Origin of the sequence: Sphingobacterium sp. 1.A.4, assembly GCF_002734245.1 — a bacterium.
GTDB lineage: Bacteria > Bacteroidota > Bacteroidia > Sphingobacteriales > Sphingobacteriaceae > Sphingobacterium > Sphingobacterium tenebrionis.
On sequence record NZ_PEAZ01000085.1, the window covers coordinates 139,690 to 152,218 of the forward strand.

General features: G+C 36.9%; 18 protein-coding genes. 13 read left to right on the top strand and 5 right to left on the bottom strand.

The features are described 5' to 3' along the window. Positions 1 to 4: 4 nt before the first annotated feature. From CRJ00_RS14895 to CRJ00_RS14940, 11 genes are all read left to right on the top strand, one after another. Entirely contained in the window at positions 5 to 688 is a 684-nt protein-coding gene (locus CRJ00_RS14895; RefSeq protein ID WP_099367544.1) for a type 1 glutamine amidotransferase domain-containing protein, read from the top strand. A 53-nt stretch (positions 689 to 741) separates the two neighbouring features. Beyond that, entirely contained in the window at positions 742 to 1,179 is a 438-nt protein-coding gene (locus CRJ00_RS14900) for a DinB family protein (protein WP_099367545.1), read from the top strand. A 295-nt stretch (positions 1,180 to 1,474) separates the two neighbouring features. Then, a complete protein-coding gene (locus CRJ00_RS19225; RefSeq protein WP_257213805.1) occupies positions 1,475 to 1,672 on the top strand; it encodes a hypothetical protein in 198 nt (65 codons plus the stop codon). After that, a complete protein-coding gene (locus tag CRJ00_RS19230; protein ID WP_257213806.1) occupies positions 1,666 to 1,815 on the top strand; it encodes a hypothetical protein in 150 nt (49 codons plus the stop codon). Before CRJ00_RS19225 ends, CRJ00_RS19230 begins: the two co-directional genes overlap by 7 nt. Positions 1,816 to 1,849: 34 nt before the next feature. Continuing rightward, positions 1,850 to 2,149 carry a helix-turn-helix domain-containing protein gene (locus CRJ00_RS14910; RefSeq protein ID WP_099367546.1) on the top strand — a complete coding sequence of 100 codons (300 nt, stop codon included), beginning with the start codon at positions 1,850 to 1,852 and terminating at the stop codon, positions 2,147 to 2,149. Continuing rightward, complete coding sequence (locus CRJ00_RS14915) at positions 2,146 to 2,340, top strand: hypothetical protein (RefSeq protein ID WP_099367547.1); 195 nt, start codon at positions 2,146 to 2,148, stop codon at positions 2,338 to 2,340. The genes CRJ00_RS14910 and CRJ00_RS14915 overlap by 4 nt, the downstream gene beginning before the upstream one ends. A gap of 125 nt (positions 2,341 to 2,465) precedes the next feature. Further along, a complete protein-coding gene (locus tag CRJ00_RS14920; protein ID WP_180268503.1) occupies positions 2,466 to 3,281 on the top strand; it encodes an alpha/beta hydrolase in 816 nt (271 codons plus the stop codon). Between the two features lie 16 nt (positions 3,282 to 3,297). Beyond that, entirely contained in the window at positions 3,298 to 3,651 is a 354-nt protein-coding gene (locus CRJ00_RS14925; protein ID WP_099367548.1) for a bleomycin resistance protein, read from the top strand. A 108-nt stretch (positions 3,652 to 3,759) separates the two neighbouring features. Further along, a complete protein-coding gene (locus tag CRJ00_RS14930) occupies positions 3,760 to 4,302 on the top strand; it encodes a dihydrofolate reductase family protein (protein WP_099367549.1) in 543 nt (180 codons plus the stop codon). A gap of 57 nt (positions 4,303 to 4,359) precedes the next feature. Next, positions 4,360 to 4,833, top strand: a complete 474-nt coding sequence (locus CRJ00_RS14935; protein WP_099367550.1) for a DinB family protein — start codon at positions 4,360 to 4,362, stop codon at positions 4,831 to 4,833. Between the two features lie 33 nt (positions 4,834 to 4,866). Beyond that, the gene (locus CRJ00_RS14940; RefSeq protein ID WP_099367551.1) at positions 4,867 to 5,259 is read left to right on the top strand and encodes a barstar family protein; all 393 of its coding nucleotides are present in this window, start codon (positions 4,867 to 4,869) and stop codon (positions 5,257 to 5,259) included. Here the strand turns inward: CRJ00_RS14940 and CRJ00_RS14945 are convergent. From CRJ00_RS14945 to CRJ00_RS14960, 4 genes are all read right to left on the bottom strand, one after another. Beyond that, a complete protein-coding gene (locus CRJ00_RS14945; protein ID WP_099367552.1) occupies positions 5,249 to 6,259 on the bottom strand; it encodes a WD40/YVTN/BNR-like repeat-containing protein in 1,011 nt (336 codons plus the stop codon). The two genes, CRJ00_RS14940 and CRJ00_RS14945, sit on opposite strands and share 11 nt — an antisense overlap. A 24-nt stretch (positions 6,260 to 6,283) precedes the next feature. Then, a complete protein-coding gene (locus CRJ00_RS14950) occupies positions 6,284 to 6,943 on the bottom strand; it encodes a YceH family protein (protein WP_099367553.1) in 660 nt (219 codons plus the stop codon). Positions 6,944 to 7,164: 221 nt separating this feature from the next. Beyond that, on the bottom strand, positions 7,165 to 7,845 hold the full coding sequence (locus CRJ00_RS18855; protein ID WP_180268504.1) for a hypothetical protein: 681 nt from the start codon (positions 7,843 to 7,845) through the stop codon (positions 7,165 to 7,167). A 75-nt stretch (positions 7,846 to 7,920) separates the two neighbouring features. Further along, positions 7,921 to 8,817, bottom strand: a complete 897-nt coding sequence (locus tag CRJ00_RS14960) for an AraC family transcriptional regulator (protein ID WP_099367554.1) — start codon at positions 8,815 to 8,817, stop codon at positions 7,921 to 7,923. Positions 8,818 to 8,992: 175 nt separating this feature from the next. Between CRJ00_RS14960 and CRJ00_RS14965 the strand changes: the two genes are divergently transcribed. Both CRJ00_RS14965 and CRJ00_RS14970 read left to right on the top strand, forming a co-directional pair. Further along, positions 8,993 to 9,748, top strand: a complete 756-nt coding sequence (locus CRJ00_RS14965; RefSeq protein WP_218962229.1) for a glycoside hydrolase family 16 protein — start codon at positions 8,993 to 8,995, stop codon at positions 9,746 to 9,748. Between the two features lie 538 nt (positions 9,749 to 10,286). Continuing rightward, entirely contained in the window at positions 10,287 to 11,945 is a 1,659-nt protein-coding gene (locus CRJ00_RS14970; RefSeq protein WP_144038172.1) for a fimbrillin family protein, read from the top strand. 322 nt (positions 11,946 to 12,267) lie between these two features. Here the strand turns inward: CRJ00_RS14970 and CRJ00_RS14975 are convergent. Then, positions 12,268 to 12,529: transposase (locus CRJ00_RS14975; RefSeq protein WP_144038071.1), on the bottom strand; the 262-nt coding region annotated here is incomplete at its 5' end.

Consider the following 12,529-nt stretch of genomic DNA (forward strand, 5'->3'; position numbering starts at 1 on the left):
TAATATGAAGAAATTATTATTGGTGGTTACAAATGTAGCTCATTATGAAAGCGGATTAGCAACAGGTTTATGGTTAAGCGAACTGACACACATCTATCATGCTGCAAAACAAAAAGGGTGGGGCGTTACTATTGCAAGTCCTAAAGGTGGAAAAGTACCCATTGATCCGGAAAGTCTAAAACCTTTTGTAATGGATAAAATCACGAAAGAATATTATTCTTCACCCGGTTTTTTGGAAGAACTCCATCAATCCAAAAGCCTTACTGAAGTAGAAAATGATTTTTTCGACTGTGTTTATTTAGCCGGAGGGCATGCAACCATGTATGATTTTCCAGATAATGATGTTTTGCAATCTATCATCAGAAAACAATATGAGAAAGGTGAAATGGTAGCAGCGATATGCCACGGCGTTGGTGGGTTATTAAACGTTAAATTATCAAATGGTACCTATTTAATTTCTGGAAAGAGCTTAACAGGATTTGATTGGTTTGAAGAAAGTATCGCTGGGAGGAAAAAAGAAGTTCCTTTTAATCTTGAAGCTGCTATTAAAGAAAGAGGAGTGAAGTTTGAAAAGGCTTTTATACCTATGACTTCCAATGTCGTGGTAGATGGTAATCTGATCACTGGTCAAAACCCTTTCAGTTCCAAGGAAATTGCAAAGGTGATCGTAAATGAATTAGAGAAATAATTTCTCTTGTTAAGTATACAATAATAAATTACTTTTAATAAAACCATTTTATCATGATTCCAACAACTATCCAAGAATTATCCCAAATTATTGATTTAGCAACCTCTCATTTGAAATTGATCGATGAGCAAACTTACACACATAAAGAATCACCAGAAAAATGGAGTAAAAAAGAAATTTTAGGCCATCTAATCGATAGTGCAACAAACAATCATAGACGTTTTCTTTTGGCACAATTTGAGGTTAATCCTATTATATTTTATGATCAAGATAAGTGGTGTAAATACAATCATTACCAAGTAGCTGAAACACAACAGATGATCGACCTATGGAATGCATTAAATAAACAATTAGTACATCTTTGGACAAATCTCACTGATGAAGATTTTCAAAGGAGAGCAAATGACCAAACTTTAGCGTTTCTAGCTGCTGATTATAATTCCCATTTGGCACATCATTTAAATCAGATTACGGGTTATATTTATAATTAGAATTATTATTAATCAAATTTTGAATCCAATTAATGGAATTCATTACTTTCTTTATTTCACCTTTCATTTTAGCCTTTGGCGTTTTTCTTATAAATGAGAAAAACAGAAAGATTAATAAACCATTAGGGATAGTATTAATTGCTTTAGGCGGTTATTTCTTTATTGATGGAGCATTATCCTTATATTATTGGATTTCTTCCATCTAATATATCCTTATAATAAGTGTCTAATAATGAATTAAAAATACGATATATGTTTCGTTTTAAAGAAACTTTTTATAATTTTGTTTGAGCAAATGAATAATCGTTTCGAAATTATATTTTTAGATGAAGCTTTCGAGTTTTTAAAAGGACTGGAGCGAAAACATTATGAAAAAATACTTTTCAATATCCGTAAGCTTCAGTTAGAAAATGATCCAGAATTATTCAAAAAATTAAATAATGATATTTTGAACTTAGGACTTTATACCACGGTGCTCAATATAGATTGTTAACCTTTTGGGACAAAACTTCCACTCAAAGAACATTGGTTGTTGCTACACACGGTTTTATTAAGAAACAAGGAAAGGTCCCAAGTGGTCAAATTCAAAAGGCTAAAAAATTAATGTTAAGGTACTTTAAGGAAAAATTAACATAAATTTTGAAAGGATAAAATAGTCAAAAATTTTCTTATGAAAACACATACTTTAAATGAAGTGCAGGATGAACTTATTGGAAAGGTAGGATCTATTGAAAGAGATTTATTTGAATATGAACTTCAATTGGACTTAATTGGAACTGCTATTAAACAAATTCGAAAAGAAAGAAAATTGACTCAGGAAGAATTGGGAAAAATGATTGGAGTACAGAAAGCCCAAATTTCTAGACTTGAAAACAATGTTACTAATGTAACTTTGGATACTTTATTACGGGTTTTTACTGCTTTGAAAGCCAAAATAAAACTTCAAATTGAGTTGCCTTCATTAAAATGAAAAAATTCACACTAATTTTTAGAACCAATCAAACTGCAGGTAATCAACCTTCGGAAGAACAAATGAAATTCTACATGGACAGTTGGATGAAATGGATCAATGATCTTTCTGAAAAAGGTAAACTCGCAGATGTTGGTAATTCTTTTTACAAGTTTAGCCAAAGGATGTCCTATGCTACAAGCTCCAAATAATAGTGTAGAGATTCGGTTAAATAATACCACCAAAGAAATGAACGAAAGTAAAACTTCTTAATTAAGAAATGGCAATTAATTTTCAGCTATATTTATAATCAATTATAAATATAGCTGAAAATTACATGATAAAATCATTGAACTACCTCTTATTATTCCTATTACTCTGGACTTCGGCCTGTAAATCCAATAAGCAAAATGCTGATCCGATTCCTTCCCATGACTCCCTTCGGATCGAATCAAAAATATTGAACGAATCGAGAAGAATCAATATCTGGAAACCTGAGAATTATGATGAAATAACGGATTCACTTCCAGTAATGTATATGGCTGATGGGGGATTGATGGAGGATTTTCCGCATATCGCCCATACGTTTGATACCTTGATCAAAACCAAACAGATTCCTGCATTTATTTTGGTAGGGATAGAAAACACCCAGAGAAGGCGGGATCTTACCGGTATCACAAATGTAGAGGAAGACAAGAAAGTTGCTCCGGTAATAGGTGGATCTGAAAAGTTCCGTGCCTTTATCAAGGATGAACTGATCCCTGAGATCAATAAACATTATAGAACCAATTTGATAAAAGGAATATTAGGGGAGTCCTTATCCGGTTATTTCGTGATGGAATCCTTCTTCTTAGAACCGCAATTATTTGATTATTATATCGCTTTTGATCCTTCCATATGGTGGAACGACCACTATTTGGTGAGGACAGCTGGAGAACATCTTAAAAAAATGCCAGCAAATAAAAAAATCCTTTGGTTTGCAGGTTCTGATGCCGAAGATATTAACCAATACACGAAACAACTTGCAGATAGCCTGAAGAACAATTCGCCCGCTACGTTGAATTGGAAATATTCAGATGAACCTCAACAACAACATCAAACCATATTCCGTGCCACCAAGGAGAAAGCATTAATTTGGTCTCTAAATCAGTAATTCAATTCATTTAGTTATGTTATCAACCGTTCACCCCAAGCTTCCATCAAGAAATCTGAAAATTACCAAAGATTTCTATCTAGATAAACTTAAATTCCAACAGTTTGGAGATGAGTATCCAGATTACCTAATGCTTTATAGGGATAATATTGAGGTCCATTTTTTTGAATTCCAAGATCTTTCCATAACAGATAATTATGGGATGATCTATATTCGGACCAACGAAATAGAAAAGCTATACGAAGAGTTTAAGGCTAATGGTGTTCCCATTCATCCAAATGGACCTTTATCATTAAAACCCTGGGGGATGAAAGAATTTTCTATCCTAGACCCTGATATGAATTTGTTGACCTTTGGAGAGAACAAATAAGCAGTTCAGAGGTTCAATCATTACATTCAATGGATGACAAGAACTACAATCAACGGAGAACTACAATCAACGGAGAACAACAATTAACGGAGAAGAATAACAACATTTATGGATAAAAGGAATTCGGTATTTATTGCGACCAGCTTGGATGGGTATATTGCAGATCGCCACGATAAGATTGATTGGTTATTGTCCATCCCAAATCCGGAACAACAGGATATGGGCTACCAGGATTTCATAGCCGAAATCGACGCCATACTCATGGGTAGAAACACCTTTGAGGTAGTTTGTGGATTCGGTGGGGATTGGCCTTATCCTAAGCCTGTATTTGTCTTGAGCAATAGCATGGAAAGTATTCCTCCTGCCTATCAAGGAAAAGTGAATTTGCTTAAAGGGGAGATTCAGGATGTTTTGAAAACTGTACATGATCAAGGATACCTTCGTTTATATATAGATGGAGGGGTCGTGATCCAACAATTTCTTAAAGAAGATCTGATTGATGATATGATCATCACCACCATTCCTTACCTGCTTGGTGGCGGGACTTCTTTATTTGGAAGCCTGGATAAGCTCCTTAAATTCAAATGTGTAGAAGCGAAGGTCGAAATCGGATACATCGCTCAGACAAAATACAGTAGGGATAGGAGTTAGATATAGTTTGGATAGCATTTAGAAAGAGAGCATAAAAAATCCTTTAAAAAAGAAACCATGGAAAGATGCGAATTTATGGCTTCCAGGTTTCGGGAAGTATATCTTTCAGGAACTTGGATTGCAAATACAAATTATCAGGATCAATTACAGCAGATCAATTGGCAAATAGCAAGTACCCAGATTGCTGATTTAAACACCATTGCTGCCATCGTATATCACATCAATTATTACCTGCAGGGAATTTTGGAAGGATTGGAAGATGGGCAATTTACGATTCAAGATAAGTTTAGTTTCGATGTTCCGGAGATCGTTGAGGACCGAGAATGGCAGATATTAGTCCATGTATTTTTGGATAATGCGGAGAAATTTGCCCAAACCATTGAGCGCTTTGACGAAAGTAAATTAGAAGAAACATTCTTTGAAGAAAGGTTTGGAAACTATTGGCGTAACATAGAAGGCGTTATAGAACATGGCTATTACCATTTGGGACAGATCGTGTTGATCCGTAAACTGATTGCTGCTGATCATTAAATATTATCCTTATTTTTGGGGAAAATGATAGGAATGAAGAAGGAAATTGTCATAGAAGGAGCCTTGATCCACGATAAAACCAGTTTTTACGCAGAAATCAATAGAAAATTCATGGAGAATGAGAGCTGGCTATTGGCAGAAAGCTTGGATGCTTTTGATGACCTGCTGTATGGTGGGTTTGGAGCAATCAAGGAAAAGGAAGAAGTGCTTTTGATCTGGAAGAACTTCGAATCGAACAAAAAAGACCTTGGCTATGATTTTACCCTTGAGTTCTATAAAAAGAAATTGGAGGATCCTGAATCTTTTGATTCCGCGGCCATCCAACAGAAAATTGATGATCTAAAAAATGGTAATGGCCAAACCTATTTTGAAATCATTGAAGAAATCATTTCTGAACATCCCAATATCGAGCTGATCAAGGAATAAGATCTACTTTCACGACGTTTCCATTACTGCCTGCCAAATAAATCTGACCATCCTTACTTACTTCAATGACATTGAAACTGGCGTCAGAAATCTTCTTCCAGTTCATTCCGCCATCTAGGGATAGGTCCGTCCCGGAAGTACCGGTTGCTATTAACGTGTTTTCATCAATATATTTCACGCAAGATCGATAACCGAAAACAGGTGTAATGGGTTTTTCCCAGGATAATCCTCCGTTTTTGGTCAAAAGGATGTTATTGCTGTTGTTCTTATCGTCCATATAATTTCCGCCGACTACCACACCAACCCGTTGGTTGAGAAAGGCAATGGAAAATATTCCGGTTCCACTTTCCCCAGACCAGATCGGTGCATCCTGTACATCCAATCGATTCTGTTTGAGATTGCGTTTCATCAAACTGGCAACCTTTCCTCCGGTACCGATATATAACCAATCGTTCAACATCTGCATGGATGAACCACTTGCCGCGAATGCTGCTTCGCCTTCTTCGGCAATCAATGGTATTTCATCCGTAACATCCTTCCAGGTCTTGCCTTTATTCTTGCTTTCCAATAATTGGAATTGCCCTCCAATGGGATCGCCCAATATATATCCATGCTTACCCGTGAATTCCATGTCATCCAAGAAGATGGCAGGATCTTCATTACGGTAAACTTCTTTCCAGTTTTTACCAGCATCCGTTGTCCGGAGGATGACCGCAGGACTTCCAGCACTAACCACTACCGCTTCTTTGGCACTGAACGCTACAATATCACGGAAATCGAATTTCTCATAGCCTTTTACCTGGGTCCATTGCCAGGTTTTACTGGATAACAAGTACCTTCCAACTTGTCCGTTGCTGCCACTTACCCAGATAGCTTGGTTTTTATAGCTGTCCAACCCTCTAAAACTTGATTGGATTTGTGTTGCCAGATCGGTAAATTCTTGTGACCAGCTTAGGTAGGGTAGCAGGCAGAAGAAAAGGTAAAAACTGATTTTTTTCATGAGCAAATAATGGATTTGTTTTTATTAGCTTAATTCTTCCATAAGCTTATCAAAGGAAGCTTGCAGGGTAGCCAATTGTTGTTCCAATTGTTGGACACGTTCTTCTAATTGAGCATATTTTCCTGTACTGGCTTCGGTTTCCGAAGCGGAGCTTTCTTCATATGCTTCCTCATCAAATGGCGAAAACAAATGAACAAACCGGGCCTCTTTCTGTCCTGGCTTCTTTGATAGCTGCTGTACATAGGCAGGTTCATCTGTGCTTAATTTTTGGAGCAGTTCCTGTACTTCCTCTAAGGATTCAAACTCGTACAATCTCCCCGAATTGCTGTTGATTTCACCTCCTGTTAAAGGCCCTCTTAGGAATAGTAAGCATAAGGCGGCTAACTCTTGGGGTAATAAGGGGAATTGTATTGCCAGGTTATGTTTATACTTCGTCACGCGACTACCTCCACCAACAACCGTTGAAATCAATCCTTTTTTTCGCAGACTATCCAAGGTGTTGATGATGGTGCTTTCATCATAATTGACCACAGGTTTGCGGGATGTTTTTTGGTTACAGGCGGTCTGCAGTGCATTCAATGTCATTGGATAGTATTCTGGAGTCGTTTTGGATTTCTCTAACAGTGATCCCAATACGCGAACTTCTTCGGCTGATAGGTTTGGTAATGCTTTTAATTCTTCCATGGATAATGTTAAAATGGTTCTTCGTTTCGCTAAATATAATGATATTATAAGTGTTTAAAGGTATGTTTTTATAGATTAGAAAGAAAAAGGCAACCCAGAAAGGATTGCCATTTACACCTACATGAATTGTTAGATGGGTCTTATTACTTAGTATAAATGTTTATTTTACCTAGATAAAATGTTTATTTTACCTTGAATAAATAGTTGTCATTTGAGCTGGATTAGAACAGATTGATGTTTACAAATCCACCAATGTTATGGTCTTTGATTTTTTGTGGACCATAGAAATCAAAATTAGCACCAGCACCAAAGGTTACATCCTTGATCGTGATTCCGGCTCTGGCCATGATGTAACTTCTACCGTGCTCGCCAATTCCGGTATCCTGCGTGTATAGGCCCTGCAATCTGCTGTAGAACTTTAATTTCTCATTGATCATCGGTTTGAATTCGGCCAAGGCCAAAACTTCCATGTTGGCGTTTTTGGTCAAATCGGTCCGAGGATTGGCAACGATCAACCAATCTCTATTCGCAAAAGTGTACATGATACCTGCTGAAGGACGGATTCCGGTATAAGGGGTCCAGATAAATCCAGATGAAATATCCAGTCCTTTAACCAAACTTAAGGTAAGATTACCTTGCATCATGTAATCACGCATGGCTGAAGATTTCCAATCGGTCTGAAAATTACTAACGGAAAAGAATCCCAAACGTGGTACACTCTGGAACTTTTTGTTGACGATCATTTGGTAGGATAGACCACGGCTTCCTGCCATCATTTCTACCGATACAGGTGGATTCATAACAGGTGCTCCGCCTTGAGCTGCTGGAGGTCCTTGTGCAAAACTCTTGTTGATCCCTAAAAGAACAACGAATAACAATAAATGGATATGAACTGATTTCATGCTTATTAATAAATATTTTACATCGGCAAAATTAGGCTGGATTTGATGTAGAATATATTATTTAAGACGCATTATTTAGTACATATCAATCATTTTACGGTATTGGCTAGGAGTATGGTTGCTGTGTTTTTTAAAGAATTTTCCGAAATGTGCCTGGTCGGTAAAGCCGAGTAGATAGGCTATTTCTGCAAGGGTAGAAGGGGTTTGTAGCAACAGGACTTTCGCCTCTTGAATTTTTAGCTCATTCAATAAGTCGTTGGCTGAGCGGTTGCTCAGCATTTTAATGGTTTTGTTGAGGTGGTTCGGTGTTATATTTAAGGCATCAGCATATTGTTTTAAGGTCCAACCGTGCATGATTTTGGTCTTCGCTAAACTCAAAAAGTCCTTGTATAATTTGTTTCCTTTGCTGGGCTTTTGCTGGTTTTCTTCCTTGATCAGCAGGCTGATCTCAGCCAATATACACGCTAAATAAAAGGCTTGTAATCTTGATTGCTCTGTGTCGTTTTTCTTTTCCCTACTGACTTCCCATAGTGATTGTAAGAGCTTATTTACTCTTTGGAAATTGGGCTCAGGAAAATGAAGGTAGGTTGGTAGGATCATTTGGTTAAAAAAATCCAATAATAACGGCTGGGTCTGGAGCATTTCATCCGAAAAATGACAATAATACCCTTCGATATCCGCGGTCATAAATTCGGTATTGGAAGCGGTAAGCCTAGGTACAAAAAGTAGATCAGCTTTTTTAAGTTCATAGCGATGTAAACCCGCCAATCTCGCCGAACTTCCATTCACAATGAACATAAAATCATGCACTGTTTTTTTGTGCAAGGGGAGGGGAAGTTTAAGATCTACCTTTTCCGAATGGAAGGAATGAATGAAAAAATGATCAATATCCATTTGAAACCACAATTTATCGGTTGGATTTCCGATAAAGAGCCTTTTGAAATCTACTGGATGAAAGGTGTTTATTTTCATTTTTTTGTTGGATTTATGCTATTCAGATTTTCCATTTTTGATTTTTTTAAAGATACAGGATTAATTTCTAACTGCTGATCTATTGATTTCTACATACTGCATTATAATTTTCTACCTACTGCTTTTGAAATTAGGTCAAAAAGAGGTAGTTTCGGAAAACATCAACCTAAAAACCATGATTCTTAAAAGATTTTTTATCCTCGCTGGGACTGCATTATGCTTATTTTCTGCCTGTAAAGTAAACCAGAAAATGATTGACAAGCCCTATGTCTACCTCCAAAAAGAAAATCGCTCGGATAAAAAATGGAAATTGGTCTGGGAGGATGATTTTGAAGGCAAAGAGATTGATACCACAAAATGGTCGAGGATTCCAGCTGGGAGTTCGGATTGGAATAGGCATATGAGTCAGGAAGATGAGGTTTTCCACTTGGAAAATGGTCATTTACATTTACTTGGTATCAACAATCCTGATACATTAAAGGACCCAAGGCCTTTCATTACTGGTGGTATTTGGTCTAAAGGGAAATTTGCTTTTCAGTATGGCCGGATCGAAATCCGTGCTAAATTAGGGTCCGCACAAGGGGCCTGGCCAGCCATGTGGATGTTGGCGGAGCTGGATAAATATGGAAAATACCCTATGAACGGAGAGATCGATATCATGGAACATTTGAACTTTGATAAGATCATCTATCAAACTACGCATTCGCATTATACACTAAACTTAGGGCAAAAACAAAATCCTCCGCACGGTGGCACTGCTCCTGTGGATGCAGGGGAATTCAATGTATATGGATTGAGTTGGTATCCTGATCGGTTGGTGTTCCAATTGAATGGTAAGGACACCTTCATTTATCCTCGAAAAGCAGGTGTCGACAAAACCCAATGGCCTTATGATCAGCCATTTTTCATTTTGATTGATCAGCAATTATGAGGAAATTGGGTGGGGAAAGTAGACCAAAAGCAACTCCCAGTTGCCATGGAAATTGATTGGGTAAAGGTTTATCAATAGCAATATGTCATACATATCTTTCCATTTTTGGTCTTAGTGTAGAACTAACACTACATAATCTTAAATAGGCGTATAAACACCTATGCAAAATTTTCTTGCTCCATAAATCCTTTCTACATTTGTGATGTATAGTAGCGGCAATCACACAGCCAACTATTGTACCACACATCTATTAGAAAAATAAAACGAGTTAAAAATTAATTACCGTTGATTTTATTAAGTATGTAAAGGATTTACCCATCCCTTAATTTTTCGGCTGTAATTAGAAATCTACCCAAAAATGAAAAAAAAGTATAGTTCACCAACGGTCAGCGTCGTGAAGATACACATGGAGGCTGATATTGCTGTAGGATCTGCAAGATTGTATCCTTATAATAATAATGGAGAAATTTATGAGGAATGGGAACAGGAAGCAGATGACAATAGAAACATAGATTGGTAATACTTAAGCGATAATCAAATGAAAAATTTAAAAAATAATTTTAGGAGATTAAGCTTGAGTTTACCCTTAATCTTAATGCTTTTTGTTGTTGGATGTAGTAAATCTGAGGATAATCCTGCAGTGGTAAAAGACGGTTCTTTAGTCAATATTTCCATTGATGGTATTTCTTATGAAGAAGACCAAATTGATTTTGAGAAGAAATCGAGTTCTAGAGCTGGTTCATCACCTTCGGGAGTGGTACAAGATACTACTTTGGTATTTGACGATTATTCCGTAGATGTTGTGATGGAAAAGGATAACGGACCAATTCAAAAATCTATTGGTGGAGGAACTGTTCAGAGCTCAAATAATGGTCTTCGCGCAGCAACTGTAGTCAGGAATAAATTAACTCCAGGTGTTTATTATCGGGTGGTTGTTTATAATTCCAATGGGACTTTTAAAGCCACGAAAGATTATGTTTATGGAACTAATCCAGCTAATAATTTTATCGCTTTAGATTCAAAAGTTCCTTATACCTTTGTTATTTATTCCATAAATAGTAAAACAAATAATTTACCTAATGTAACTTATAAAAATGGTATTCAGACATTTGCAAATGCACAGTTACTAGATGTTAGTCAGGATTTGATGGTCCAGGTAATTAAAGATAGGACTTTAAACGTGGGAGATAACTACTTAGGGGTTATTATGAAACATCGATACAGTATGATCACCACTAAGTTGACTATGGATCCGAAAATGACAGGAACTATTAAGGCTTTAGCAAATACAACGATAGGTAAAGTTGATGCTAGTGCAACCTTTAATTTTGTAGACGGAACACTTACTTATAAAAATAACCAAAGTACAGATGCGATTGTTGTTTTTCCAGATTTATCAGTGGGAATAAGGGAAGTAATAAGTTATCCAACATTATTGATTAACCCATTAGCAACCACAAAGACCTTAACTTTTGGAACAATCACGATAAATGATGAAACTAAAACAGGTTTTAAAATTGAGAATATCAAAATAACACCAGGTTGTAAGTATAATTTGAACTTAAACTTTAGAACATGTACGCAAGAGGTAAAAATGGCTGATGATGCATTGAACTGGCGATACGAGGTTAACTCAACCTATACCGGTTGTATAGATCCAGTAACTGGGAAGGAATATAAAAATGGAGAGTTGTTGACAAGATCATTTTCTGCGCCTGCATCTGATTACGGATTCACTTTTGATATTAAATTATTGGATAATGCCATTAATATGAGGGTGAACAATACAAGGATATTTGGTGCTTCGGCTTTGGATACCGCACAGATTCAATTTCAAACTTATGATAACACAGCAAATGGTGAAGGTATCATTTCTCAGAATATCAGGTTCTTAGATGGTTCAGAATATGGGAAAACGGTAAATGGGGTTGCTGTACCGGATATTTGGAAATTAACAGGTACTGATACAGCTCCAATTATAAGGATTATGATCAGTAAAACTGGTGAGGTAACGATGTTGGGTAGTAAAACAGATGGAGGACCGTTATTCCCATTAATTCTTAAAGCGGGTTTACAGTTTAATAAAGTTCCTTGGAATACTACCTCATCTAATACTGTTGTTGTTACTCAAAGGGTATCAAATACTACATTTGTTGTCGGCAGGGGATATGGACAAAAAAAGATTGCCTGTCCGTAAGTGGATTGAATATAATATTTAGATGGTTTGATAATTTTAAGTCGATGTGTAAGCATCGACTTTTTTTGTTTATTCTTGCTTCCTCCCTCATCTCGAGTAAGCACGAGGAAGCAGACACATCGTCATTGCGAGGAACGAAGCAATCTTTCTTTTTGGTCATCCTGAGCTTAGTCGAGGGATCTGTTCGACTTCGCTCACCATGACATGGATAAAGATTGCTTCGTACCTCGCAATGACGCGGAGATGTTGCAAGCCCAGGCCGCCATAGGTCTAAATACTCAATACTAACGGATCATACCGAAAGTTTGGGGGGTAAAGATTTTTAAGCATATAATTTCATCACTCTGTACAGGAAGAATGTTGTGTCCCTTACGCCACGAAAGACACTCCTAAAAGCTTTGAGTTTTGCATTGAAAGATTCTGCCGAGGCATTGGTGCTTCTGTTATCGAAGTAGTGTAGTATATATTGGTGATGTGCTGCAATGGATCTTGCCACGCTCTCAAAGGAAGCAATGCCCGCATTCTCAACCTGATTGTGCCACAGACCTAGCTTTGTAAAAGCTATCTTTTTGTCCCTGCATTTG